The sequence below is a fragment of the Myxococcales bacterium genome (assembly GCA_022563535.1).
Lineage (GTDB): Bacteria > Myxococcota_A > UBA9160 > UBA9160 > UBA4427 > DUBZ01.
Genome location: JADFNE010000039.1, coordinates 1 through 25,680, shown reverse-complemented (window position 1 = coordinate 25,680; position 25,680 = coordinate 1). Strand labels below are relative to the sequence as shown.

Annotated in this window: 27 protein-coding genes; 15 read left to right on the top strand and 12 right to left on the bottom strand. The window is 61.1% G+C overall.

The features are described 5' to 3' along the window. Positions 1 to 24: 24 nt before the first annotated feature. On the bottom strand, positions 25 to 363 hold the full coding sequence (locus IH881_12930) for a biopolymer transporter ExbD (protein ID MCH7868591.1): 339 nt from the start codon (positions 361 to 363) through the stop codon (positions 25 to 27). Between the two features lie 74 nt (positions 364 to 437). Then, positions 438 to 1,115, bottom strand: a complete 678-nt coding sequence (locus tag IH881_12925; GenBank protein MCH7868590.1) for a MotA/TolQ/ExbB proton channel family protein — start codon at positions 1,113 to 1,115, stop codon at positions 438 to 440. A 207-nt stretch (positions 1,116 to 1,322) separates the two neighbouring features. Between IH881_12925 and IH881_12920 the strand changes: the two genes are divergently transcribed. The 5 genes from IH881_12920 to IH881_12900 all read left to right on the top strand — a co-directional run bounded on the left by IH881_12920 (position 1,323) and on the right by IH881_12900 (position 6,118). Next, positions 1,323 to 2,879 (top strand): leucyl aminopeptidase, encoded by a 1,557-nt coding sequence (locus IH881_12920; GenBank protein ID MCH7868589.1) that lies wholly within the window; start codon positions 1,323 to 1,325, stop codon positions 2,877 to 2,879. Between the two features lie 330 nt (positions 2,880 to 3,209). Beyond that, on the top strand, positions 3,210 to 3,587 hold the full coding sequence (locus tag IH881_12915; protein MCH7868588.1) for a cytochrome c: 378 nt from the start codon (positions 3,210 to 3,212) through the stop codon (positions 3,585 to 3,587). 79 nt (positions 3,588 to 3,666) lie between these two features. Beyond that, on the top strand, positions 3,667 to 4,875 hold the full coding sequence (locus tag IH881_12910; GenBank protein MCH7868587.1) for an RNA polymerase factor sigma-32: 1,209 nt from the start codon (positions 3,667 to 3,669) through the stop codon (positions 4,873 to 4,875). Continuing rightward, the gene (locus IH881_12905; protein MCH7868586.1) at positions 4,872 to 5,378 is read left to right on the top strand and encodes a DUF192 domain-containing protein; all 507 of its coding nucleotides are present in this window, start codon (positions 4,872 to 4,874) and stop codon (positions 5,376 to 5,378) included. The genes IH881_12910 and IH881_12905 overlap by 4 nt, the downstream gene beginning before the upstream one ends. A gap of 56 nt (positions 5,379 to 5,434) precedes the next feature. After that, entirely contained in the window at positions 5,435 to 6,118 is a 684-nt protein-coding gene (locus tag IH881_12900) for an FHA domain-containing protein (GenBank protein ID MCH7868585.1), read from the top strand. Between the two features lie 40 nt (positions 6,119 to 6,158). Here IH881_12900 and IH881_12895 read toward each other — a convergent pair whose 3' ends face one another. The 3 genes from IH881_12895 to IH881_12885 are packed head-to-tail and all read right to left on the bottom strand — an operon-like array spanning position 6,159 to position 8,767. Further along, positions 6,159 to 7,517 carry a hypothetical protein gene (locus IH881_12895; GenBank protein ID MCH7868584.1) on the bottom strand — a complete coding sequence of 453 codons (1,359 nt, stop codon included), beginning with the start codon at positions 7,515 to 7,517 and terminating at the stop codon, positions 6,159 to 6,161. 21 nt (positions 7,518 to 7,538) lie between these two features. Further along, complete coding sequence (locus IH881_12890) at positions 7,539 to 8,114, bottom strand: MogA/MoaB family molybdenum cofactor biosynthesis protein (GenBank protein ID MCH7868583.1); 576 nt, start codon at positions 8,112 to 8,114, stop codon at positions 7,539 to 7,541. After that, the gene (locus IH881_12885; protein ID MCH7868582.1) at positions 8,111 to 8,767 is read right to left on the bottom strand and encodes a molybdenum cofactor biosynthesis protein MoaE; all 657 of its coding nucleotides are present in this window, start codon (positions 8,765 to 8,767) and stop codon (positions 8,111 to 8,113) included. Before IH881_12885 ends, IH881_12890 begins: the two co-directional genes overlap by 4 nt. Positions 8,768 to 8,877: 110 nt before the next feature. On the opposite strand from IH881_12885, the gene IH881_12880 reads away from it, so the two are divergent. Next, positions 8,878 to 9,123: a NifU family protein gene (locus IH881_12880; protein ID MCH7868581.1), complete on the top strand. Its 246-nt coding sequence runs from the start codon at positions 8,878 to 8,880 to the stop codon at positions 9,121 to 9,123. A 117-nt stretch (positions 9,124 to 9,240) separates the two neighbouring features. After that, positions 9,241 to 9,753, top strand: coding sequence for a hypothetical protein (locus IH881_12875; GenBank protein ID MCH7868580.1), 513 nt, complete (start codon positions 9,241 to 9,243; stop codon positions 9,751 to 9,753). A gap of 8 nt (positions 9,754 to 9,761) precedes the next feature. Here the strand turns inward: IH881_12875 and IH881_12870 are convergent, their stop codons facing one another. Then, the gene (locus IH881_12870; protein MCH7868579.1) at positions 9,762 to 10,226 is read right to left on the bottom strand and encodes a polymer-forming cytoskeletal protein; all 465 of its coding nucleotides are present in this window, start codon (positions 10,224 to 10,226) and stop codon (positions 9,762 to 9,764) included. Positions 10,227 to 10,379: 153 nt separating this feature from the next. On the opposite strand from IH881_12870, the gene IH881_12865 reads away from it, so the two are divergent. The 3 genes from IH881_12865 to IH881_12855 all read left to right on the top strand — a co-directional run bounded on the left by IH881_12865 (position 10,380) and on the right by IH881_12855 (position 12,921). Next, a complete protein-coding gene (locus tag IH881_12865) occupies positions 10,380 to 11,279 on the top strand; it encodes a hypothetical protein (protein MCH7868578.1) in 900 nt (299 codons plus the stop codon). 2 nt (positions 11,280 to 11,281) lie between these two features. After that, positions 11,282 to 12,085 (top strand): TatD family hydrolase, encoded by an 804-nt coding sequence (locus IH881_12860; GenBank protein ID MCH7868577.1) that lies wholly within the window; start codon positions 11,282 to 11,284, stop codon positions 12,083 to 12,085. 68 nt (positions 12,086 to 12,153) lie between these two features. Further along, a complete protein-coding gene (locus IH881_12855) occupies positions 12,154 to 12,921 on the top strand; it encodes an inositol monophosphatase (protein MCH7868576.1) in 768 nt (255 codons plus the stop codon). Positions 12,922 to 12,981: 60 nt separating this feature from the next. Here the strand turns inward: IH881_12855 and IH881_12850 are convergent, their stop codons facing one another. Genes IH881_12850 through IH881_12835 form a run of 4 tightly spaced genes read right to left on the bottom strand, consistent with a single transcriptional unit; the run spans position 12,982 to position 17,674 of the window. Continuing rightward, positions 12,982 to 14,451 (bottom strand): DUF4340 domain-containing protein, encoded by a 1,470-nt coding sequence (locus IH881_12850; GenBank protein MCH7868575.1) that lies wholly within the window; start codon positions 14,449 to 14,451, stop codon positions 12,982 to 12,984. 4 nt (positions 14,452 to 14,455) lie between these two features. Continuing rightward, positions 14,456 to 16,042, bottom strand: a complete 1,587-nt coding sequence (locus IH881_12845) for a GldG family protein (GenBank protein MCH7868574.1) — start codon at positions 16,040 to 16,042, stop codon at positions 14,456 to 14,458. A gap of 1 nt (position 16,043) precedes the next feature. Beyond that, positions 16,044 to 16,844 (bottom strand): ABC transporter permease subunit, encoded by an 801-nt coding sequence (locus tag IH881_12840; GenBank protein ID MCH7868573.1) that lies wholly within the window; start codon positions 16,842 to 16,844, stop codon positions 16,044 to 16,046. After that, a complete protein-coding gene (locus tag IH881_12835) occupies positions 16,841 to 17,674 on the bottom strand; it encodes an ABC transporter ATP-binding protein (GenBank protein ID MCH7868572.1) in 834 nt (277 codons plus the stop codon). The genes IH881_12840 and IH881_12835 overlap by 4 nt, the downstream gene beginning before the upstream one ends. Before the next feature lie 226 nt (positions 17,675 to 17,900). On the opposite strand from IH881_12835, the gene IH881_12830 reads away from it, so the two are divergent. The 3 genes from IH881_12830 to IH881_12820 are packed head-to-tail and all read left to right on the top strand — an operon-like array spanning position 17,901 to position 20,994. Continuing rightward, positions 17,901 to 18,227 (top strand): hypothetical protein, encoded by a 327-nt coding sequence (locus IH881_12830; GenBank protein MCH7868571.1) that lies wholly within the window; start codon positions 17,901 to 17,903, stop codon positions 18,225 to 18,227. A 33-nt stretch (positions 18,228 to 18,260) separates the two neighbouring features. Further along, the gene (locus IH881_12825; protein ID MCH7868570.1) at positions 18,261 to 19,367 is read left to right on the top strand and encodes a glycosyltransferase family 4 protein; all 1,107 of its coding nucleotides are present in this window, start codon (positions 18,261 to 18,263) and stop codon (positions 19,365 to 19,367) included. A gap of 40 nt (positions 19,368 to 19,407) precedes the next feature. Next, positions 19,408 to 20,994: a phosphotransferase gene (locus IH881_12820; GenBank protein MCH7868569.1), complete on the top strand. Its 1,587-nt coding sequence runs from the start codon at positions 19,408 to 19,410 to the stop codon at positions 20,992 to 20,994. Here the strand turns inward: IH881_12820 and IH881_12815 are convergent. Together IH881_12815 and IH881_12810 are read right to left on the bottom strand one after the other, a co-directional pair. Further along, positions 20,975 to 21,289: a hypothetical protein gene (locus tag IH881_12815; GenBank protein ID MCH7868568.1), complete on the bottom strand. Its 315-nt coding sequence runs from the start codon at positions 21,287 to 21,289 to the stop codon at positions 20,975 to 20,977. The genes IH881_12820 and IH881_12815 overlap by 20 nt on opposite strands. A gap of 112 nt (positions 21,290 to 21,401) precedes the next feature. Next, positions 21,402 to 22,190: a hypothetical protein gene (locus IH881_12810; protein ID MCH7868567.1), complete on the bottom strand. Its 789-nt coding sequence runs from the start codon at positions 22,188 to 22,190 to the stop codon at positions 21,402 to 21,404. 283 nt (positions 22,191 to 22,473) lie between these two features. Between IH881_12810 and IH881_12805 the strand changes: the two genes are divergently transcribed. Then, entirely contained in the window at positions 22,474 to 25,392 is a 2,919-nt protein-coding gene (locus tag IH881_12805; protein MCH7868566.1) for an insulinase family protein, read from the top strand. A 49-nt stretch (positions 25,393 to 25,441) separates the two neighbouring features. Beyond that, a complete protein-coding gene (locus IH881_12800) occupies positions 25,442 to 25,618 on the top strand; it encodes a hypothetical protein (GenBank protein MCH7868565.1) in 177 nt (58 codons plus the stop codon). Positions 25,619 to 25,680: the final 62 nt, after the last annotated feature.

Genomic DNA, 25,680 nt, shown 5'->3' with positions numbered 1-25,680 from the left:
TGTTCGCCTACTTCTCGGGCTCGGTTACGTCTCGGGCTCGGTGATGATTCCAAGTTGCTTCGAACCCGCGTTCTGCGCCGCAGCCATCGCCTTTACGACCGTGCCGTAGGGCGCCAGACGATCGGCTCTCAGGTAGATCTCCTTCGAAGCCCGCGCCTCGAAGATCGCCTTGAGCTTGGACACCAGATTCTCGAGCTTGATCTCACTTTCCCCGAGAAAATACTTGCCGTCCTGCTTGACCGAGAGGATCAATGGATTGTCCTGCACCCGCAGGGCCTGGGTCGTGGTCTCGGGCAGATCGACGTCAATTCCCTGCTGCATCAGCGGCGCCGCAACCATGAAGATGATCAACAGCACCAGCATGACGTCGACAAACGGTGTGATGTTGATCTCGGCACTGGCCCGACGCGAGCGCGTGCTGTTCACGAAAGCCACGGCTATGACCTTTCTCGCTCGGCACTCGCCGCGCGCGTCAGAAATTTGATGTCTTCTTCGAACTCGCTTGCGAAGTGCTCCATCAACTGGACGATCTTGTCGATCCCCGCCGAGAAATGGTTGTAGAAGATGTTCGCCGGGATCGCGGCGAACAGACCGACCGCCGTCGCGATCAGCGCCTCGGCGATTCCCGGCGCGACCACGGCCAGGCTCGCGTTGCCCGTTTGCGCGATCCCCTGAAATGCCTGGATGATTCCGATGACGGTCCCGAACAACCCGATGTACACCGCCGAACTGCCCGTGGTCGCCAAAAACGACAAGCCGCGCTCCAGCAGCTGTGCTTCCCGGGTCGCGGCCCATGCGAGTTGTTTGTGAACCCAGCGCGTCTGGGTCGCATCGAGATCGTGAATCGATGAGCCTCCGCTGCGCCGCGCCAGGCGGCCCATCTCATCGCAGACCGACACAAAGACCGTCGCTACCGGGCTTCGATCGAGTTCCTTGGCAGCCTCGTACGCTTCATTGAATGGCCTTTCGTGATAGATCTCCAGGAAAGCCTCGCTATCCTGGGTGGCCCCGCGAACTTCCTTCCACTTGGACAAAATGATCGCCCAGGAAACCAAGGAGAACGCGAACAAGATGAAGAGAACGAGCTTGACGATTGGACCGGCTTGGAAAATCAAGCCGAAGACGTCGAAGCTCACGTGAAGCCCCCCCCGAGACTCTTAAGAGCAGGGACTGCGTTTCAAAACTCGCAGACCCCCGGATTAATCCCTGGCAACCTCTTTCGAGGTGGCCAGGGAATTCTATAGAAGGGCCTGCGGCGATTCAAGCAACGGCCCGACCACAACGGTTCAACGAGGCAGGACGACTCGCCACGAGGAGAAGACATGCAGATCAAGGTATCTACCGGAACACCCCGCGAGGCGAAGGTCGATCTGCTCGCGGTTCCGGTATTTAAAATCGACAGCAAGAAGAAGCTGCCCGGTTCCCTTGCCAGCCTGGACAAAAGCACCGGCGGGTCGCTCTCCCTGGTGGTTTCCCAGGGAGACTTTCGCGGCACCCAGGGAGAATCGCAGATCATCTACCCGGCCAAGCCCGGCAACGCCAAGCGCATCCTGCTTCTCGGTATGGGCGAGGTCGAGAAATTCGATGTCGATGGCCTGCGCGCGGTTGCGGCCCGGTGCATCCAGGGCGCCCGGACGAAACACGCAAAGAAAATCGCCTTGATCGCACCGAGCGCCAAGGGCGTGCCCCTGGACCAGGCGTGTCAGGCCCTCGCAGAAGGCGCCCTTCTCGGGAGCTACCGGTTCGATTCCTATCTCACCAAGGACGGCAAGAAGAAACCTGCAAGACCCGTCCCCTCTCTTTCCCTGCTGTATGCGCGGTTGACAAAGCCCGCGGCGGCGCGAGCCAGTGTAAAGCGCGGCATCGTCTTGGCAGAATCCCAGAATCTCGCCCGGGATCTATCCAACGAACCCGGCAACGTCATGACCCCAAACGCCCTGGCAAAGGCTGCCCAGAAGATGTCTCGCGAGGTCGGGCTGCGGATCCGCGTGATGGAAGTGCCCGAACTCAAGCGTCACAAGATGGGCGGGATTCTCGCCGTGGGCCAGGGCAGCAGCAACCCTCCGCGGTTGGTGATCATCGAGCACAATCCGCGCTCCGCTTCGAAAGCCGGAACCAAAGCCAAGGGAAGGGCAAAAGCCAAGCCACCCACCATCTGCATTATCGGCAAGGGAATCACCTTCGACTCGGGAGGCATCTCGATCAAAGGGGCGACGAACATGCACGAGATGAAACACGACATGAGTGGCGCGGCCACCGTGATCGGCTTGTTGCGAGCGGTCAAGTTGCTGGGCCTGCCCCACCGGATTGTCGGCATTGTGGCGACGGCGGAGAACCTGCCCTCGTCTACCGCCTATCGACCGGGCGACATCATCACGATGTATTCGGGCAAGACCGTGGAGATCATCAACACCGACGCCGAAGGACGGCTCGTGCTGGCCGATGCCCTCGCCTATGCGGAAAAGACTTATTCGCCGGTCGCAATGATCGATCTCGCGACCCTGACCGGAGCCTGCATGGTGGCACTGGGCGACTGGGCCACGGGATTGATGGGGACAAATCAAGACTTGATCGACCAGGTGCGAAAGGCCGGCGATCGAACCGGCGAATGCGCGTGGCCCCTGCCGTTGTTCGAAGATCACAAGAAGCTGATGCGCGGCACCGTCTCCGATCTCGTCAATGCGGGCAGTCGACAGGCGGGAGCGTCCATGGCCGCGGGGTTCCTCGCTGCCTTTGTGAACAAAACCCCATGGGTTCACATGGACATCGCCGGGACCGGGTGGACTTCGAGGGTCGGAGCCTATCAGGGCCGGGGTGCAACAGGCGTGGGCGTGAGACTCCTGCTCGATTTCCTCGAGCACTGGGAGCCAGTTTCGTAGGACTGCCGGGCCAAGTCATTGTCAACAATTTGTTGCAATCTCACAACTTGCCGCTCACTGTAGGCGCGCCTACTCTCCGGCCGCCTGGCCTCCCGCCGTTGCCAATCGCATCAAGAGACGCGCGATTCGGGAGTTTCATGCGAATCATCTGCATAGTGATGCGCAGAGATACGGAGAGATGCGGAGAGATGCGCTTGCAAGTGGAGAATCAAAGTCGAGAACGACTGAATGACGCAGGCTCCGATCTCGTCTGATTCGAACAAGACTTGATAAAGAATCGCAACCGGCCGACAAGACGGGCCACATGTGCACCAAAGGAGCAGAACAAACATGCTTGCCAATATCACTCGAATCCTGTTTTTGACTGCGGCCATCGCGATCTTCGTTCCGGCGGCCGCGAGCGCTGGCGATGCCGCGGCGGGCAAGACCATCTTCGACATCAACTGCACGACTTGCCACGGCATGCTGGGCAAGGGCGACGGAGTGCTTTCGGCAGCGCTCAACCCCAAGCCGAGAGATCTTTCGAGCGGTGAATTCAAGTTTGATACCGATGGTGACGGTAAAGCCGGCACCGATGTCGATCTGAAGAACGTGATTACCCAGGGCGCAATGGCGTTCGGGGGGTCTCCGCTGATGGCACCGTGGCCCGCACTGGCCGACTCCGACATCGCCAATGTGATCGCGTACATCCGCACACTGTCGAAGTAGAATCTACGCCGCACAGGATCGATAAGCGGGATCGGACACAGCGCCGATCCCGCTTTTTGCTCTCTGCTATGCTCGAATTGTGAGCGGCAAAATTTCTCCGAAGGCTTCGAAGACCGATTCGTCGAAGACCGATCCGTCTACGCCACCCAGTGGGGTCGAAGTCCTCGACTCTCTCGAACCGCCCCCCCAAACCGCCAAGCGGGACAGCGGCACCACCATCGACGTCGAAAGCGGCGAGATCGACGACGCAGAATTCTCCCCATTGGACGAGGCGGAGGGCCTGCCCGACAAGACGGGCGATGCAGACGACCTCCAGCACGACACGCCGGCCCCACTCTCCGCCCAGGACGCAGGCACAGACCCGCTGACGCCACCCGCCCGGGGCTCCGCGACACCTCCGCCCCGCACCTCCACGAGTTCTGCCCTCGAGCCGGTATCGGCCCTCAACGCCTACATGAACCAGCTCGCCAACCACGCGCCGATCACCCGGGAAGAAGAGCACGTCCTGGCTGTGCGCTGGGTCGAGGAAGGCGACGTCGATGCCGCGCGCCAGATGGTGCTCTCGAATCTGCGCCTGGTCGTGAAGATCGCCATGGAGTACCGGCGCGCCTGGACCAATACCCTCGATCTGATTCAAGAGGGCAACGTCGGGCTGTTGGAGGCCGTACAACGCTACGACCCCTATCAAGGGGTGAAGCTCTCCTCGTATGCGGTCTATTGGATCCGCGCCTACATCCTCAAATACATCCTCGACAACATGCGCAGCGTGCGGCTCGGAACGACCCGCGCAGGACGAAAACTGTTCTTTCGCCTCAACAAGGAAAAACGCGCCCTCGAGCTCGAAGGCTTTGATGTCACCCCCAAGCTATTGGCGGAACGACTCGATGTCCACGAAGACGACGTGGTCGCGATGGAAGCGCAACTCGCGCGCCCCGATCTATCGCTGGACGCGCCGCGCTTCGACGACTCCGGCCGCGAAACCTTCGGCGATTCGATCTCGGGCCCGGGCGTCGGTGCCGAAGAAGAGGTTGGGCGCAGGGAAATGCGCGTGGTGTTCCGCAAAGCCATCGACAAATTCAGCGGTTCGCTCGGCGAGCGCGACCTGCAAATCCTCACCGAGCGCATCCTCGCGGACGAGCCCCGCACCCTCGCCGATATGGGAGTGGAATTTAAAATCTCGCGCGAGCGCGTGCGACAACTCGAAGCCCGCATCGTGAACTCCCTGCGAGAGTTCATGAAGGAAGAGCTGGTGGACTTCGAGCTCTACGCCGCCGAATCCGACGAGTGAGACCGAAGCCCAGGCAGCGACGCGAATGGGGTGTTCGAACACGTCACTGGCTCGCATGCAGCGCGGTGCTGATCACCGCCATCGCCTGCGAAGCGGGACAGACTGCCCCGCTGGCTCCTTCGATCACCATCCGCGACCAGTGGGTCCAACTCGAAATTGCCCGCACCGAGGCTGAAAAAGCCAAGGGCCTCGGCGACCGAGATCGTCTCGACTGGGGCCAGGGCATGCTCTTCGAGTATTCCGCGCCGGGGTTTCCGCGGTTCTGGATGAAGGACATGCGCTTCGATATCGACATTGTCTGGATCCGAGATTTTCGGATTGTGGATATTTCCCATCGGGTCAAACACTTCCCCGAGGGACCGGGCCCCACCATTCGGCCTCGCGAGTTGGTGGATACCGTCCTGGAAGTCCCTGCAGGCTTCGCACAGGCCCACCGCTGGCGCCTGGGCGACCGGGTGACGCTGTCAGGTGTCGCGCCCGGGGTGCCGAGTTCTGCGCCCTGAGCGAATTCGAGCGGGCTTCGGTCAAGCCCCGCTGCGGATCGTCCGATCGGATCCGCATGCAGAGTCCACGCAGAATCATGCTCTTCTCACCGCCTTTGCCCCCGATCGCGCTAAGCCAGGATCACCCGATCATCATCGGTCGCCAGGCCGACTGCGATCTCTCACTCAAGCACAGCGATGTTTCCCGGCGGCATGCTGAAGTGAGTTACGAGAATGGACACTACGTGTTGCGCGATCTCGGCAGCACCAACGGGACCTTCTTGAACGGCAAAGAGATCACCACCCCGTCGACGCTTTCACCCGGGGACAGAATTGAAATGGGCTCGCGGATCGTCACCTTCTGCGAGTTGGACGCCGATATTCTCGACGCGCCACAGCCTGTCGACCCGGCCCAGACGATCATCGCGGATCGCTCCATGGTCAACGAAACACTCGCCGGCGATCTCTCCCAGATCCCACCCTCTGCGGTGCTTCAAGTCCTCGAGATGGGACGCAAGAGCGGCATCCTCGAAATTGATGCCGAAGAACACTCGTGCAAGCTCTGGTTCCACGATGGCATGCCGATCCACGCCGAGTCCGAAAGACAATCCGGGTTCGACGCGGCCCTCAGCATCGTCAATCTCGAAACAGGCCACTTTCGATTCGAAGCACAGAGCGTGAGCATTGATGCCACCATCGCGTGCTCGGTCACCGAACTCTTGATGGAAGGCTGCCGCCTGCTCGACGAAGCGCGCGCCTAGCCCTCGGCGAGTAACCCGCGCACCCGAGACCGTGGCGAGATCAGGATCCGATCGCCGGAAATTCGTCGAGGATCGATTGTCGAATCTGTTCATCCAACTCATCGGTATCCATTCCGATCGCTTCGTGTAGCGCCTGATCTACCGAGAACCCGTCCCCGATCCGCGAAAGCATCCGCGCCCGCTGCAGCTTGGTGGTGTGGTCGTCGATGTACGCAATGGCAATGACGGACTCGAGATACGCCGCGCGAGCATCTTCGTCGGAAAGCCCCGAGAAACTCGGTGCGATTGAGCGTAGGGGAATCCAGTTGCCCTCTTCTATTCTGGTGCGCAACGAGATGCGCTCGCTGCGAGTCGAGGCTTCAAAGCTGCGCGAGCGACGCTCCATGCGTTCGGCCAGGCCTTCGTTGAGCCAATAGGGGCGATCTCCGCCGGTCTGCTCCCGATACACCGCATGGGTGTACTCGTGATACAAAAGCGAGCGCATGGCACCGGAGGGATGCGCGGGGGATGTGACGTGAATTCTGCCGTCGAAGAAGCCCACCGTCTGGAACGAAAAGCGATGGCGATGAGCCTGGAGGTAGGCGGCTTTGCCGTACAGCACTACGCCGAGGGGTTCGAGCGGCGTCACCCCGATCTGGTCCGAGACGTCTGATCGCGCCTGTTCGAGATAGCGCAGCACGGTCTCCGCGTACTTGCGATCGAGGGTGCCGAGCTCGGAATCGAGTTCGAGTCTGAAGTTCGCCGTCTTGATGCGAACGAATTCGAGTGGATCGCGCTCGATGTCGGGGTCGACCAACTGGCGTTCGTCCCCGAGTTCGACCAGACGTCGGCGGGCTCGCTCTTTCCAGATCTCGAGATCGTCTCCCGCCAATTCGAGAAAGCGAACGAGATTTTCTTGGGCGCTCCCGTAGCGCCCGCGCTGGCGATCGAGGGATGCCAGGTACCAATAGGTTTCGGGCCGCTGCGGAGCCATCCGCTGCAGGCTGCGCAGGGTCGCGGTCGCCCGCGCTGTTTCCCCCCGGCGCACGTCCTGGGTCGCACCCCGGAGCAGTCGCGCGACGCGATCGCTTTCTCGCCCGGAGTGCCCCGGCGGCGTCGACGTCGCGGGGCCGAGAATATCGTCCTTCCACAAGCCGCGCAGTGAATCGATTTCGTCGCTCGTTGAATTCCGCTGCGCCTCTGGGACGCCCGCCGAATTGTCGGTCAGATGCGTGACCCCGGCGGCGTCGATCCAGATGAATGTTTCCGCCGAAACCGGTGAGGCGAGGCCCGCGAACACTGCCAGGAGAAACAGGATCAGAACTCGATCCGCGCCAAGCCCCCGGTGCTGAGCCATGCTCGCCCGGACCCGCGGATCGCAGGGGAAGGAGAACGCCATGACCTGCGAGAAGCTGCCCATCTAGAACGTTTCGGCGGCGCCTCAGCGAGTCTTGACGGCCTCTGCGGCGAGATGCCCAAGTTCGGGCAGGATCAGCTTCTCCATGGCGAGTCTTACTGCCCCTCGGGAGCCCGGGATCACGAAGACCACCCTGCCCTTGGCCAGCCCGGCGATCGCCCGGGAGAGCAGCGCGGCCGAACCGATGTCCTCGTACGAGAGTTGCCGGAAGAGTTCCCCAAAGCCGGGGATGATCCGCTCGAGCAGGGGTTCGACGCTCTCGGGTGTAACGTCGCGGGGCGCCACGCCAGTTCCCCCAGTCAAGATGACGGCGCCAACCCCCGCACGCTCGAGCGCCCCGCGAACCCCAGCCGCGATGGCCTCGGGCTCGTCCCGCACGATTTCCCGGGCGCTCACCTTGTGATCCAGCTTTTCCAGCATCTCGGCTACCAAAGCTCCACCTGTATCGGTTTCAAGGGTGCGGGTGTCGCTCACCGTAATCACGACGACTTGCACCGAGACCGAGGCCGCTGCGCGATGGTGATGCTTCGCGGATGAAGGCGCGACTTCCCCTGCTTCTGTGCCGTCTTCTGTGCCGTCGTGCGCATGCTTGTGACTCATGCGTGATCGTCCACCCAATATTCTCCGTCGGTCGCCACTTCCTTCTTCCAGATCGGGACCGTTACCTTGAGTGTATCGATCGCAAAGCGACAGGCTTCGAAAGCTTCCCCGCGGTGGGGAGCGACAGCGACGACGACGACCGCCGCCTCACCAATTTCCAGGTGTCCGGTGCGATGCGCGATGGCGACTCGACTGCCCGGCCATTTCTCTGCGGCCTGGGCGACGATCTTTTCCATTTCGAGTTCGGCCATCTCGGGATAGGCCTCGTATTCGAGGTACTGAATGGATCGCCCGCGGGCGTGATTGCGCACGTTGCCCACAAAACTCACCACGCCTCCCGCGTCGGGCCCGGCGACTCGCGCCACCACCTCGGCCTCGTCCAGCGGAAGCTCGGAGATCGTGCACCGCTTCGGCGCTTCGGCGCCTCCGGAAACCGGCGGTAGAAAGGCCACCACATCACCGTCGCCGAGCGCTGCATCATCGCTGCAAATTTCAAGGTTGAGCGATACGGCGAGACGGTCTCCCAGGCGTTCGAAGCTGGGGTAGCGCTCGGCCAGTTGGGTTCGCAACGCCGAAACCCGGGTGCCCTCGGCAAGTTCGAAATCGAGCTGCTTTGCGCCGACCTCCTCGCGCAGGGAGCCGAACAGCTTCACGATGATTCCGATTTTTCCGGGGTTTTCAATCGATTTTGTCATGGCCCTATAAGCTACCGCTGACCCGGATTTGCCTCAACGCACTCGGCCGATTAGCCGATTCAATCCAGATGGAACTCCAGACCCGTCGGATCACGCTCAAGCAAGTCGAGGCAGTGCTGGACCGCCTGCGTCCCGGACTCATTGCCGATGGGGGCAATGTAGAACTAATCGGAGTCGAAGCAGATGGTACGGTGCGAGTCTCGATGCAGGGCGCGTGCGCCCAATGTCCGGCCCAGACCAGCACCCTGCGCGTCGGCCTCGAAGAACCCCTGCGCAAAGCCTTGCCAGGGATTTCGGCGGTCATCCCCGTCTAATATATCAGAACCGGATTCCCCAGAGAGCCCACTGGGGTTGCACGGCGCTTCGGACTCCAGAATCCTCTCGCCGCGGGGGGCACGCCCCCGACCGCGCAATTGTTTCGGAGGATCCCCATGGCCATGCGCTCGGAAAGCAAGCGAGGGAGCAAGACCCGGGCAAAGAAGAAAGCCAGCAAGAAAGCCGCGAAAAAGAAGGTCGCCAAAAAACTGAAAAAGAAGCTGAAAAAGACGGCGAAAAAGCAGGCGACAAAGAAAGCAACCAAGAAGAAGTCGACCCGGAAGTCGACTGCGAAGACCAGGGCCAAGGCCTCAGCACGGAAAAAGAGCGCGCCGGTCTCGCGAGACAAGCGCCCCATTTCGGTCATGAGACTCTTCCCGAAACGAATCGGCACCGTGTCCCACTACTACGCCCAATCGCAGGCAGCGATCGTGCGGCTCGACAGCGGCGCACTCCATGTGGGGGACGCGATCCACATCCGTGGACATACGACGGATTTCTACGAACGAGTCGAAGAGTTGAAGGTCGACGATCGCACGGTCGATGCCGCGCGCGCCGGACAAAGTGTAGGCATTCGGCTCACCAGAACCGTCCGCGAGAACGACGGGGTCTTTCTGCTGTCGGAGTGACCGAGGCGCTATGAATTCGTCTGTGGGCTCGGGTTCGGCTGCGGGTTGGGAATCGCTTTCAGATTGCTGTTGGCTCGGGCACCGGCCTTGCCCATGGTCAGCGAACCGTTGAAGATCGCGCCCTTTTCGATCACGATCGATGGCGATTCAATATCGCCATCCACCTGGGCACTCTTGTGCAGGATGACATTCTCAGTGGCGTGGATATTGCCCGTGACGGTGCCACTCACGATCACAGTGGGCGAGTGGATGATCGCCTCGATCGTGCCACTCTCGCCGATAACCAGGGTATTCTCACTCGAGATCTCCCCCTTGAATCCGCCGTCGATACGCACCGTGTCCTTGAAGCTGAGCTTTCCTTCAAAGACGGACCCCTGGTCGATGAACGCCGAAAGGTTGGCCGATCCGCCGCCGCTATTCGATCCTGACACATTTTCCTCTTCTTTCGATCGACCGAATCCACTGATTGCCATGGGGTCCCCTCTTTGGTGGTAGATGCAATCTGATTCGGGTCGGGAGCCGGCAAGCTTGAGCCCAAAATTGCGGAAACCTTTACAAATGGGGTATTTGAGTTGAAATCTGCGCTGGCGTGAGGCCGCAGGGCGAAGTGCTACATTGCGCGGCCCATGGCCGATTCCCCGGCGCAAGCCCAGATCTTGCTCGACCGCGCCATCGCAAGTGGTCGAATTCACTCCGCGTATCTCCTGTCTGGACCCTCGGGCATTGTCCGGGGCGCAGCACTTCGGTTTGCCCGGGCCCTGGTCTGTCGGGGAGACGAAGCGCGGCCGTGTGAAAGTTGCTCCGAGTGCCGGCGATCCAGCGAGGCCGAAGATCCCGTGGAACTCGACGGCAGCGGCAAGAAGGGGCCGCTCTTCCGTCATATCGGCGATCACCCCGATTTGTATTGGATAGACAAGGGAGCTGAGGGAACCCGGGTGCGGATCGGACAAATCCGCGCAACCCAGCACGCGTTGCGCCTGGGTTCCAATGAAGGGGGATATCGCGTCGCCGTGATCGCCGACGCGGAGTGGCTGAACCAGGAAGCCCAAAACAGCCTGTTGAAGCTGCTCGAAGAACCGCCGGATCGCACTTGCCTGATCCTTGCAAGCACGAGCACCGCGCCGCTTGCCGCCACCATTCGCTCGCGCTGCCAGAAAGTGCGCTTTCCCGACGACCACAGCAGAGACTTGCGCGGGGGCGAACTCTCCGAAGACCGCGCCCGAGTACTCGGCCGCTTCGATCGCATCCGGGAGTCGGGTCTTCCCGATCTGCTCGATTGGGCCGAAGAGTATCGCGGCAATCGCGCCCGGGCGGCCGAAGACGTCGAAGTCTTGCTCGAGATCGGTTCGGGCTGGCTCAACGAACAGACTCGCAACGCAATCGATGTGGGACGCCGGGACCTGCGCGTCCAGCTCGATGCCTACAAGGCGCTTGCCAAGTGCCGCAAAGATCTGGTCCAGCGCAATGCCAACCCCCAGATGGTGGCGGAAAGAGCGCTTTTGGCCGTGCGCAAGAGCGTGACGTAGCCATGTGGTTCGATAGTCACTGCCACGTCGCCGCGAGCAAGTTCGACGAAGATCGCGACGATGTCCTCTGCCGCGCCGAGCAGGCCGGTGTCGACACCCTCATCGCAATCGGATCGGGTTACGGCATCGCGGGCAACGCGGCCGCAGTCGCGTTGGCCGAACGCTGTGCCAACGTATTTGCCGCGGTCGGGGTGCACCCGCACGAGGCCCACGAACTCGACGACGACAACCGCACGGCGATTCGCGGCTGGCTCGCACACCCCAAGGTCATGGCCCTCGGCGAATGCGGCCTCGACTACCACTACATGAATTCGCCCCGGAAGACCCAGCTCGCCGTCTTCCGCGAGCAGATTTCCCTGGCTCGCGAATTGAACCTGCCTGTCGTCATTCACGTGCGCGGCGACGAGCCCAACGCCTACGACGAACTGCTCGAGATCTGGATCGAGTTGGGAGAGGGAGAGCTGTCCGGTGTGCTCCACTGCTACACCGGCACCCTGCCCTTCGCGAAGCGCGCCATCGAGCACGGCTTCTACGTCTCGTTTTCCGGCATCGTCACCTTCAAAGCCAGTGCAGCCTTGCGCGAGGTCGCGGCGGGGCTGCCGCTGGACCGCTTGATGGTCGAAACCGACGCGCCCTTCCTCGCGCCTGAAGGACACCGCGGGCGACGCAACGAACCCGCTTGGGTCGCCCGGGTCGGTGAAACTCTCGCCTCGCTTCACGAGGTCGCGGTGGACGAGATCGCGCGAACGACCAGCCGCAATGCGCGCGAGTTCTTTCGCCTCGAAGCGAAGGGATCGCAAGCGTGACCGAGGGCAAAGAACCCTCCAACCAGGGCAGTGCCGGTGGCGACGCCTCCCCAGAGACCTCGGACGCACTGCTGGCATTGGCCGAACGCCTGGCCCGGGAAGCCGGTGCGATTCAACGGGATCGCTACGAAAGCGAACTCGAAATTCAAACCAAGAGCGCGGCGATCGATCTCGTTACCGAAGTCGATCGACAATGCGAAGCGTTGATCGTCTCCGGGATCCGAAGTGAGCGGCCGGAAGATGCCATCCTCGCCGAAGAAGGCGGGTCTCGGGAACAAGTCTCGGCGGATTGGCGCTGGATCGTCGATCCATTGGATGGCACCGTGAACTTCGCCCACGGTTTTCCTCGCTTCTGCGTCTCGATCGGCATCGAATACCGGGGCCGGCGCCAGGTCGCCGTGGTCTACGACCCGCTACTCGACGAGTGCTACCGAGCCGTGCGCGGCCAGGGCGCATTCCTCGGCCCGCGAAGGCTGCGGATATCGAACGCAAACACGATCGGAGAGTCGCTGGTCGCCACGGGCTTCGCCTACGACGTACACCGCAGCGGCGCCGACAACCTCCAACATTTCGCTCGCATGCTCAAGGCCGCGCGGGGGATCCGGCGCGACGGGAGTGCGGCGCTGGACCTCTGTTATGTGGCGGCGGGCAGACTGGACGCCTACTGGGAGTTCAAGTTGCATCCGTGGGATGTGGCCGCGGGCTTCTTGATCGTCGAGGAAGCCGGCGGAAAAGTGACGGACCTGGCCGGAGCACCTGTGCCGAGTTCGGGAGTGGAAGTCGTGGCCAGCAACGGTGCGGTTCACGACGAGTTTCTCAGCCTGTTGTCTGCTTGAAGAAGTTCAAGGCCGACGCCCAGCTCAATTTGGAATCGGTGACGGCCCCGAGCACGGGTCTTACTCGACTGCGGGTTCTTCGACTGCCGCTGCCTCGACCGCGGGCACCAGGAAGCGGGCTCGAAGGGCGTCGAGGGAGATGGGGATCTGTTCGGCGAGGGCGGCGTCGAGTCGATAGACCACAGCTTGCCCCAGCGCCTTTGCGAGGATGCCAGCGTCGGGGTCGAGTGTGCCCAGGCTCACTTCGGCAAGCAGTTCGCGCGACGCATCGTAGGCCCGGAGCGTGACTTGTGCCGGGAAAAGCCCGAACGCTGCGAGCGCATCGTCACTTGCGTTGTCCGCCACCACCGAAACCGCCTCGAGCCGGGCAAACTCGGCAATCAAACCGGCGGCGGCGCCCGCAACCCACTCGTCTCCCACAGCCTGCCAACCCGTCGCAACGCGATCGACCTGCACGCTCTCCATTTGCGATGAATTCGATTCGACTTGAACGTTGAAGATCAACTCGAACGACTGCACGTCCAGGGTTTCGAAGTTGGAGAGTTCCTTGAAGCGAAACGAAAACAGCTCTCGGGGAAATCCGTCGATGCGCGAGCGAGGCACGCTGTAGAGCACCCCCGGATACCCAGCGCGCACGAGGTAGTCAGCGCCGTCGGGATCGCCCAGCACCAGGAACCCCACTTCGAGCGAATGTCCTTCGGTTTCCGAGGGCGTTTCTTCGTCGAGACCTTCTTCGTCGAGACCTAGACGCAGGGTGTAGTACGGCTCGGCGGCTCTATCTTCCTCGACATCATGATCGACGTCATGATCGACGAAACCCTCCGCCCTCAAGAAGGCGACATCGGAAAGCAGGTCGTCCACCGTCTTTGCGTCCGCGGGTCCCGAGATCCCCGTCGGATTTACAATCTCCCAACCCGCTTCGGATTTGCGCAGCGTCACACTCCCTCCGGGCCACCCCGCGACGACACGATTGACCCGAGCGCGATCAAAGCGCAAGACACGCCGATCGCGCAGGGAATCGAGATCCCGGGCGAAAGAGCCCACCCGGAACAAAGCGACGCTGTACACCGTGTCGGGGTCGCCGCCTCGTGCAACGTAGACGTTGCCACCCACGGGCGTGTCTGCACCGATCTCGAGGGTGTAGCTTTGCTCGCCTACCCAAAACTGAATTCGCTTGGCGGATCTGCCGAGTCCGTAGATTTCGGGGGCACCGGCGGCCTCGATTTCAGATTCACTCTTGAGGTTCGCCAGGGTACTCGCGATGGCGTCCAGGTTGACGTCATCACCGGGAAAATTGACCGGCCTTTGGATGAGCCAGCCGTCACTCGCGCGAACGCTCCGGAAGGGGCGATCGTCCTGGGTGCGGAATTCGAGGGTATCGATCTCCCCGGCGACGACGTCGGGAAAGATCCGCCGACTCTCGGCCGCAGCGTCTTCACGCCCGGCTTCGCCCTTGATCTCGTAGAGGTAGACGAAGGCCCCCAGCAGGACAGCGACGACGAACAGGATCGCGGTAGTCCGCGGCTGCATCGGGTCAACTCGCCGGGCGCTTGCGTCGCATCCACCAGGACAACACGCCCGCAACGGCGATCAGTTCGGGAATGACGAACAGGGAGAGAAGTTGAATCCGCAGGAATGATCCACTGGTCATGCGAAAGCGGGAAGCGCGGGAGATGGGTGGGCGAATCGCGATCTGGTCCGAATCGTCCACCAACCAGTTGACCGCGTTGACGAAGAGGTCGCGGTTCTGATAGTTGCCAATCAGTTCGTTGCTGGCGAAGTCACTGTCGCCAACGACGACAATCCGCGCCCGGGCCGGCGCGTCCCCGTCCTGCCCTGGCTCGCTCCCCTCGACTGCAATTTCGCCGGCCACCATGACGGAAATGGGACCGACAGTATCTCCCGCATCATATTGTGCCTTGCCCGTCTGTGTCCAGGATTCGAGATCGGTTTCGGCCCAGGACTCCTCGCCGGTAAAGACGATGGCTTCGAACTCCGTCGCGCCGTCGACGACCCCTACGCTTCGCGCCAGGTGGAAGATTACGGTGTCGCGCATCTTTGCAGTGATGGGGTGATTGGCGAAGCGACCGGCGAAAGGCGAAGTCGCCTGTCCGAAGAGCGCCAGGCGCGCATCGAACACGACGTCCTCTCCGACCTCCACACCGAGGACCCGAAGATCTTCTGCAAGGTCGGTATTGGCCCGCGGATCGAGCAAGACCATGACGGAGCCGCCGCGATTTATGTAGGCCGTGAGCGCCTCGTGCTCCGGGTCGAGCAGCGGGCGAGTGGGTCCGGCGACGACAACCAGATCCGCGTCTTCGGGAACAGCGCCAACCGAAGCCAGGAACAGCGACTCGACGGTGTAGGTTTCGTTCTGCAGGGCCGCCACCGCCTGTCCATATCCCGGCCCCTCCCCTGCGCCCTCGCCTTCGATGGGACGCTCGTTGTGGTTCTCGAGGAAGTAGATCTTTCGCCCCTCTCCCCGGCTCAGCTTGAGCAACCCGTTGGTGATTTCGGATTCGCTGAAAGTGTCGAGATCGAGATGCGCAGCGCCGATCGCGAGGCGCACCAGGCCGCGGGTCAAAGCTTCGGGTTCGATCCCGAACGCCTGGACGAGGTCCGGCCGGCGGTTTGGATCGGCAAACTCGAGTTGGATCTTGTCGCTCTCGTGGGCGTATCGATCGAGCAGATTTCGCACGGGCGGCGCATCCCCGGCGTTGAAGAAGGCCGTGATCTGCACGTCTTGCTCGAGCCGTTCCAGCAGTTCGAGAGACTGTTCGGAAAGGGTGTTGATCTTCTGTTCGGTCCAATCAAAGCGCTTCGAGTAGCGAGTAGACACGAAGGCCAGCATGCAGAGAATCGCCAGGGTAAGTGCTGTCCCGAGCAGCGCACTGACACCGTACCTTCCCACCCGGCGCGCTTCCCCCGAAGCCATGCGCTCGCGCAACGCGTCGAGGCTCGATGCCACGGCGCTCCCGAGCAAAATCACACCAATGACCAGATTCGCCAGCACCCATGTGAAATCAGTGACTGGCTGAAACAGCGCCAAGATCGCGCTCAAGAGGCCAAAGCACAGGGCAACTCCGCCGAGGGCACCGAGCAATGCAGGCCAACCCGTCATCTCAGCGCCACCTCACACTTTCGAGCGCCGCCTTCGACATCACCATGCAAATTGCAATCACGACGGCGAAGTAGGCGAGATCAACCGTGTCGATGACACCGGTCATCAGCGCTTCGAAGTGGGGCCCGGTCGAGATGTAGCGGACCGTGGGACCGATCCCGATGCCCCCGCCCCCAGAGTCCCCGCCAATGCCGACCTCCACGATGAACGGAAGCATCAAGCCGATGACGAGCAGCGCAACCATGGTCATGACGAAGGCAATGAGTTGGTTCTTGGTCAGCGACGAAGCCAGCGCCCCCACCGCCACGTAGGTAAAGCTCACGAGCAACAGTCCAAGCAGGCCCGTGAGGGTCTTGCCAACCTCGGGTTCGCCGTAGACGAAGAGGATCCCCGGGAAGAAACCGACGATGGCGGTCATGAGAAAGACGAAGGCGAAACCCGCCAAAAACTTCCCGACCACGATCTCCCAGATCCGAATCGGAGAGGTGTAGAGAAGCTCGTCGGTGCCGTTTGCCTTTTCGTTGGCGAAGAGTCCCATGCTGACCGCGGGAACGAGAAACAGCAGAACGATCCACATCGAACCGTAGAACGGCATGATGAGATGGTCGTTGAGATTCGATTGCGCCAGAAACCCTTCGGAGCCGTAGCGACTCGCCTGCTCGAGTTGTTGATCGAAACCGATCAGGCTCGAAAGGAAGAAAGTTCCCGCGAGTACCGACCACAACGTCAATACCACATACGCGACCGGCGAAACAAAGAGCGAACCCAACTCCCGCTGGGCAATGGCGAGTACATGCCTCATATGGCGGCCTCTCCACTCACCGGCTCGGCTGCTGCATCGCCCGCGACCTCGTCGCGCGAAGTCACCCGGGCGAATACTTCTTCGAGGCTCTGACCGGCGCCGATGATTTCTGCAAGCGGTTGATCCACCACTTTGCGGCCTTCATTGATCAAAATGATGCGCTCACAAATCGCCTCGACTTCGTTCAAAATGTGCGTCGAGAGAATCACGGTGTGGCGCGCCTCGCCCCGCTCGGGGGAGGCGAGATCGGAAATCAGGCCGCGAATCTCTCGAATCTGAATCGGGTCGAGGCCCACGGTGGGCTCGTCGAGAATCAACACCGGCGGATTGTGAACGATCGCCTGGGCGAGACCGACTCGCTGGCGAAAGCCCTTGGACAAGTCGCCGATGACGCGTTTACGGACTTCGCCCAGACCGCAGCGCAAAAGAGCGCGGTCCACCGCGTCTTTGCTCTCGCTCCGGGGCACGTCCTTGATCTTTGCAACAAAGCGGAGGTAGCCGAGTACGGTCATTTCCGGGTACAGCGGCGGATTTTCTGGCAAGTAGCCGACGGCAAGTCTGGCAGCGAGGGGTTCGGCGAAAATCTCGTGTCCCGCGATATACGCGGTGCCGTCAGTCGCCGGGAGAAACCCCGTGAGCATGCGCATCGTCGTCGTCTTGCCGGCACCATTGGGCCCCAGAAAGCCAACAATTTCGCCTTTGTTGATCGTAAACGAGAGATCCGACACGGCTTCGACATCGCCATAGCGTTTCGAAAGGTTCCGCGCCTCAATGGCTGACAACTGAATATTCCTCCGACACCTGGCTCCAGACCAGAAGCGATGACTCATGGATCAACGCGCAACATTCTGGGCGCCGAAGCATAACGACAACTTCGCGGAAGTCGCTACTTCGATTCCGGTATTTCTCGCTATCGCCGCGAGTTCCGGCGAGATCTGCCACTTCGCCGGCACTGCGTTCTAGCTGCGCGATACCCTCCCAATCGCGTGTCCACGTTCAGCATTCGATCAATTTTGACCGAATAGATGATATGCTGTGCAGAGGAGTTCAGCGCGAATGAAAGAAAACACGACCCACTGCGATCGTTCGGCGCATTGGCGCCCCAGGGCGCTTGCCCTCGCTTCGCTGACGGCACTATTGCTCGCAATGGGAGCTGCGCCCCCTCCCCCGGCGGAAGCGGGCTCAACCGCTCGAGCATCCGTAGTGGCGGCTGCAATCGATGGCCGGACCCTGTCCCAAAAAATTCAAGCCGCCTACTGGCGAGGTCGTATGTGCACCACTTCAGCCTGCAAGGCAGCGCAACCCAGCTCATTTGCTCATGTCGCTTCGTTTGGCCTGGCGGCGTTCGGCGGCGCCTGGATCTACCGTCGCCGAGCCGGCTAATTCAACCGACCCTTGACTGCGGGTAGCCACAGCATGCGTGTAGCCCTGATCGTGGAGCGCTTCGAGGCAACGGGTGGGGGTGGTGAGCGGGTTGCCTGGAACGTCGCCCGCGAACTGGTGCGGGCCGGCGACGATGTGCATGTGTTGTGCCGACGCGGAGACGACGCCCCGGGGCTCACGGTCGAGCGACTTGCGACGCCGAACTTTTGGCAGCCCCTGCGGGTCCGCGCCTTCGACCGCAACGTGCGCCGGGCCCTCGGGCGCGGCAACTTTGACGTCGTCCACTCCTTCAGTCGCACACTCACCCAAGACATCTTCCACGCAGGAGGCGGCAGTCACGCGGACTACATGCAGAAGACCTACGGGAGCCGAGGCTCGAAGCTTCGCTGGTTTTCACCCCGTCACCGAACGCTGCTCTCGCTAGAACGTCGAATCTTCGAAGACCCAAAACTCATCGCTCAGTGCGTGTCAAAAATGGTTCAACGAGAGATCGCCACTCGCTACGGCGTTCCCGAAGTACGACTGCCCGTAATTTATTGCGGCGTCGACCTCGAACGCTTTGCGCCGGAACGTCACGCGAGTGACCGGGACACGATTCGCTCAATATTCGGTGTCGGAGATGCGACCGTGTGGCTGTTCGCCGGATCGGGTTGGCAGCGCAAGGGGCTCGACATCGCGATCGAAGCGTTGGCCGGGGTAGCAGACCCGAACACACAGCTCTGGGTTGCCGGCAAAGACGACCCCAGGCGTTGGCGTGCGTTGGCCGCGCATCATGGGGTCGAGAATCGCACGCGGTTCCTGGGCGAGCGCTCCGATCTCGAACGCTACTACGCGGCGGCCGACGGATTCTTGCTGCCTACCCGATACGATGCATTCGGTCTGGTTTGTCTGGAAGCTGCCGCCGCCGGACTGCCGGTGGTGACGAGCAAGAATGCAGGCGCCGCCGAACTATTCGAATCCTGCGGCGAGGTGGTCCATGCTTCAGAAGACGCGATGGCCTATGTCCGGGTCATGAACGACCTCGCCCGCCCGGATAAGCGGGCGGAACTGGGGGCCAGGGCGCTGGCCATGGCGCGCCAACACGATTGGGGCCAACACGTGGCCAGATTGCGGGCTCTCTACCAAAGTGTTTCGCGCTGACGATACAGAGATCAGGCGGTGAAGAAACGGTGAAGCAGCCATGAAGTCGAATTGGATCTCGGGCGACGCCGATCTCGGGGCCGCAATCGATCGCTGTATCGAAGATCCAAGCCGACACGGCGGCGAGATTCTCGCGCGTTCCGCGTATCGCCGGGTCATCCGCGTCGAACTCGAGGCGGCCCCGTATCCGATCGTGGTCAAGGAGTTCTTTCCCGATCGTGTGAGACGCACCGCCGCCAGCCGGGCGCTGGCGGGCCTGCGGCGACTCGCCGGGCGAAGCCCAGCGGAGCGCGAATGGGTGGGGCTGCAACGCCTTCATCGAGCCGGAATCTCCGTTCCCGAGCCCCTTGCCTACGCCCGGCGAGCCGGCGGCGCCAGCTTGATCGTGACCCCGTACGTCGCAGGCGCCAGAACCCTCGACCAGTCCCTCGACGGCTATGGCTTCGAAAAGCGCAGAATCATGCGCGGGGTGGGCGAGCTGATCTTCCGGCTACACGAAGAAGGCTTTGTCCACGGAGATTTGCATGCCGGCAATATCCTGGTCGGGGAAAAGGGCCCCGTGCTGATCGACCTGCAACGAGTTCGCGCGACCCGGTCCATTGCCGACCACATTCGCGACATCGCGTTTCTCGACTTTTCGCTGTACCAGCTGGGTGTCACCCGATCCAATCGTCTGCGCTTTCGCATCGCAGCAGCGGACCACGGTCACTTTCGGGTGGCGAGCGAGCGGGAGAGGCTGCGCGAGATCGGCCGCGCCAGTCAAGCGCGATCGCTCGACTACTACCGGGGACGGACCCGGCGTACCCTGCGCCCCGGTGAGGAATTCGTTTCCGTGACCTGTGGAGACCAGTCGGGTTTGCGGCGGGCAGAGTTCTCCGAAGTGGCCCTGCTTTCCGCGCTGGCCGGGCATAAGATTCAATGTGATACCCGGGGCCCCGGCCTGATCAAAAATGATCATCGCGCGCGGGTGAGCACGGTGAGCGCCTCGGGACACAGGGTCGTTGTCAAGGAAGTCCTGAGGACCAGCGCGCGCAAGCGTTTGGCCGATGTCTTTCGCGGTTCTGCCGGGCGGCGGGCCTGGGTCGGGGGTCACGGGTTGCAGCTTCGCGGCATTGCGGCCGCCACGCCCCTCGCCTACCTGGAAAGAAAACGCTGGGGAGTGCCGATCACTTCGTTGATTGTGCTCGAAGACGTCTCCGGGGCGATCTGTTGTGCCGACGTGGGACCGGGCGACCCGGAGGCCCAGCTCCTCCCCAAACAGCTGCTCCGGCTGGCGACTCGGCTGCATGCCACCGGGACACTCCACAGCGATCTACAATCCATGCACATCTACCTGGTAAAGCGCGGCGAAGAAACCGAACTCACCCTCATCGATCTCGAAGGGGTTCGCTTCCCGGGACGGTTGCACGATCGACAGCGCATTCAGATGTTGTCCCAAGTCAACGCGACCCTGGACGACGATCTCATCAGCGCCGAGGTGCGCACCCGGTTGTTCAAACAATATGTGCGCAATCTGCCGTTCGATCTGGGAAACGAGCGCGCGCGCAAAGCAATCGTGCAACGCAGCCTGGGGCGGAATCAACGCTGGCAGGGCAAGGACTGCGACCTCAGTCAGCACCGTAGCTGATCGTCAGCCACTGGTAGTAACTCGAGGAGCCTGAGACGCGAGTGCAGTCGCCAACCGTGTAGTCAAACGACTTGGACGTCGGCGAACTCCCAATGATCTCTTTGAAGCCTTCGATCTTGCGACTGGGATCCTCGGGGTTCAGCCCGTGAAAGACGATCTCGACGCTGTTGTGGGTTTCCAGCACATTGAGAACCAGGGTCGCGAGGGTAAAGACCTTGCCGATCCCCTCGACCGCTTCGACGGAGAACCGCGGTACTTCGATCTTTTCGAGTGGTAGTTTGAATTCTAGACGCATCCGATCCTCCTGGTTGACACAATGGGCGGCAGAGTGGCGGCAAGCCAGTCCTGTGTCAAGACACCGCGCTTCACGATCGGGTGCTGGACACATGGTTATTCATATCGATCGATTAGTCTTTCTCGGGCCCGCCTTCACCACTCAGGGCGAGCACTCGCTCGTGGAATTCTTCCCGCGTCACCACGCCCTTCTCGATCAAAACCTGGGTCAGTGCTTGCAGGAGCATTTGTGTTGAAAGATGGTCGTTGTTCTCGACACCTTTCTCATCCCCCGCGTCGTCGGCGGAACGTTTCGGAGCCTCGACAGCTTCGTCCTCGAGATGGAGCGTTTCCTCTGCGGGTTCGAAACACACAGGTTTTTCAGTTTCGAAAGGACTGGTGTCCCGGGATGCGGCTGCCAACACATTTTCAACTTCCGGCTGTGTCGTCTCGACTTCATCCGGCGTCGAGTCCCGTTCGAGATCACGGTAGAACCTGTCGATCCCCTCGCAAATTTCTGAGGCGGCTACGACCACTGGCTTGACGCACATTCCAGTGCGGAAGGCCAGGTCATCCAACACTTCTAGATTGCTCGGATCGTCCATGCCGACGTAGAGCGTTTCCGTCCCCTCCTCGTCTTTGAGGAAGAGCGGCAGGCAGGTGTGGTCGTCCGCATAGTCGTAGGGAATCAGGTCGAGTATCCGGCGTGGAATCTGCTTCCCATCCAGCGTGGCTACGGGCAGACCGAGTTGGCCCGCGACCGCGTTGACCAGTTCTTGCTCGGTCACGTAGCCCAGCTTGATCAGGACCACCCCGAGGCGGCCCCCCCACTTCTCTTGTTCGCCGAGCGCACTCTGAAGCTGGAGTTGGTCGATCACTCCAGCACGGAGCACAATCTCGCCTAGTTTCAAGCGCTGACTCACTAAATGGGTTCCCTCCCTCGCGCGATCCTCATCGTCGGGAAACACAGCTGGCTTGACTTGGTTTGGCCCGAATAGGACGTGAAAAACGACGAATGCGCTCAGGACACGTCGCCCGAGAGTAAGCGGCGCGGTGGCTGCCTCGAAGCCTGAAGCTTTTGAAGAGCCCCCACAGTCTCACTACAATTGCGGCCCCTAACCCTCACCACTGCCCTATGGCGGCTTTCAGCCTGCAATTCCTGGAACACTCCAGCTGGCGGCGCTTGAATTGGAGACCCGATCGATCATGAGTCGAATCCCCGCACTTTCCTGCTTCACTGCGCTCTGCCTCGCTGCAACCTCGGCAACCGCAACCGATGCGCGGCAGATCGCGTATCAGAAGTTCGTTCTGGACAACGGCCTCACGCTCATCGTCCACGAAGACCACAAGGCCCCGATCGTCGCAGTCAACCTCTGGTACCACGTGGGATCAAAGAACGAACTCCCGGGCAAGACGGGGTTCGCCCACCTGTTTGAACACTTGATGTTCGAAGGCAGCGAGCACTACGACGACGAATTCACAATTCCCTTCGATCGAGTGGGAGCTACCGAACAGAACGCCACGACCAGCAACGACCGCACCAACTACTTCGAGAACGTGCCAAAGAACGCCCTCGAACTGGCGCTCTGGATGGAGTCCGACCGGATGGGGCACCTGCTGGGCGCCATCAGTCAGGAACGGCTCGACGAACAACGTGGAGTGGTGCAAAACGAAAAACGCCAGCGCATGAACCAACCCTACGGTTCGGTCATCGAACTTCTGGGAAAGAACGCGTATCCAAAGGAACATCCGTATTGGTGGCCAGTCATCGGGTCCATGGAAGACCTCGAAGCCGCGAGCCTCGATGACGTTCATCAATGGTTTCGGGACTATTACGGTGCGGCCAATACGGTGCTCACGATCGCGGGAGACGTAGACACAAACGCTGTCCACCAGTTGGTCAAGAAATATTTTGGCGACATCGAGCCCGGCCCGCCGGTCAATCAGCACCACCAATGGATCGCTGAGCGGCACGAAGAGAAACGACTCGAGATCTTCGACCGGGTTCCCCAGTCTCGCATCATCAAGGTTTGGAACGTCCCGCAAATTGGCACTGCCACCGCGGACTATCTCGACCTCGCGAGCACCATCTTGAGCGATGGCAGATCGTCACGCCTCTACAAACGGCTCGTGTATGAAGACCAGATTGCAACCGATGTATCCGCGTTCATTTGGGAACGAGAACTCGGCAGCCTGTTCGCGGTCGGGGCCACAGTAGCCCCCGGCGCGGATCCAAGGCAGGTCGAAACAATCCTCGACGAGGTACTCGCAGCATTCATCAAAGACGGGCCGACGCGCAGTGAACTGGAACGCAGCAAGACTCAAATTCACTCTGACTTCATCCGGGGCATCGAGTCGATTGGCGGGTTCGGTGGAAAAGCCGACATCCTGGCCCAGAGCGAAGTCTATTTCGGAAGCCCTGATGCCTACCTCGAAAGCCTCGATCGGATCGCCCGGGCGTCTCGGAGCGACATAAAGCAATCCCTCAAGCGTTGGCTTCATGACGGTGTCTTTGTTCTGGAAATTCATCCCCAGTTCCAGGGCGAGACGCACACGAGCCAGGTCGACCGCTCACGACTTCCGGCGGTCGGACCGCAGCCGTTGGTCTCGTTTCCCCCACTCGAACGCGCGACCCTTACCAACGGACTCGAGATCATCATCGTCGAGCGGCACGCGGTGCCCACCGTGTCCGTCAAGCTTCTGGTCGACGCCGGCTATTCAGCCGACCACGGTATCGCGCCGGGAACCTCGAAACTCTCGACCAACATGATGTCCCTGGGCACGAAGCGGCGAACCGCACTCGAGATCAGCGACCAGTTGGCCGACCTCGGCGCCGAGCTTTCCACCAGCGCAAATCTCGACCAGTCGATCGTCGAACTCTCTGCCATGCGGGAACAACTCGACCCGGCGCTCGACATATTCGCCGACGTCATTCTCAACCCGACCTTTGCTGCAGACGAATTCGAGCGTCAAAGAGCGATGCAGCTCTCGGACATCGAGAACGAAAAAGTGACACCCATGAAAATTGCGCTGCGAGTTTTCCCCCAATTGCTCTATGGAGCGAAGCACGCTTATGGGCTGCCCTTCACAGGTTCGGGCACCGCGACATCGGTGGGCGGGCTCAGTGAAGCCGACTTGCGCAAATTTCACGAACGTTGGTTCAGACCCAACGCTTCGACGCTCGTGGTAGTCGGAGACACGACGGCTCTCGAGATTGTTCCCAAACTCGAAAGATTGTTCAAGAAATGGAAGCCCCAAGATGTGCCGAACAAGAACATCGAACACACGGCACTACAAAGCCAATCTGCGATCTACTTGATCGACCGACCCAGATCGATTCAGTCGATGGTGTTTGCCGGACACATCGCCCCAGCCAAGGACAACAAACTCGAACCGGCGCTCGAGATCATGAACGAGATTCTCGGCAGCGGCTTCAATTCCCGCATCAACAGGAACTTACGCGAAGAAAAACACTGGACGTACGGGGCGCACAGCGTGTTTATCGGAGCCCGGGGCCAACGACCCTTCTTGGTGTATTCGGAAGTACAGACCGACAAGACCGCCCCTGCGATGAGAGAGATCGATCGCGAACTGCGCGAAATCATCACAACCCGCCCGCCGACCCCAGACGAAATCGAACGAGCCAAAAACATGCGCACCCTTTCCCTGCCCGGAAAGTGGGAAACAGCCAACGCGATCTCAGATTCCATTTCACAACTGGTGCGCTTCAATTTCGCCGACGACTTCTGGAACCTCTATCCCGAGAGCATTCTGAGCCTCAGCGACGAAGAGGTGGCCGAGGCTGCCCGCAGCGTCCTTCACCTACACCAACACGGGGACATTTATAGTGACGATGGCAGCATTGGATGCGGTGGGCCAGGGGGACGTGGAGACCCTGGTCATCGCCGCCGGTTCCGGTTACAGCCTGGCCTTCGAACCGCCCTTTTTAGACGTATTCCCCGGCGAAACTGCGGAATTCCGGGTGGTGGTTGTGCCGGCGGGCCGCGGTTTGAGCGCCGTGGACCTGGAGATAACCTACGATCCCGAAGTGGTCCAAGTGACCGCCACACTGCTCGGTTCCCTTTTGGGGGGGAATCCGCTCGTCGCGATACAAACGATAGATGATCAGAATGGCGTCATCAGGTTGGCCATGGCCCGTGCCGGTCCCAGCTCCATGTCCCCCCTAGGCGTCACCCTGGTCCTGGTCCAGGTGGAGGTGCCGCCGAGTGCCACACCCGGCGCCCTGACTACTTTCAAGTTCCGCTCGGTCCAAATTGTGGACGAGAACCTAGCGTTGGTGCCGGAAGAGGACATCCTGCAACAAGGGGAGCTGTCATTCTTCGTGCCCTGAGTAACCGCAGCCGGAAATTTCCGGCTCCGGTTGCCGCCGAAACGTAAGGCAATGAACAAGAA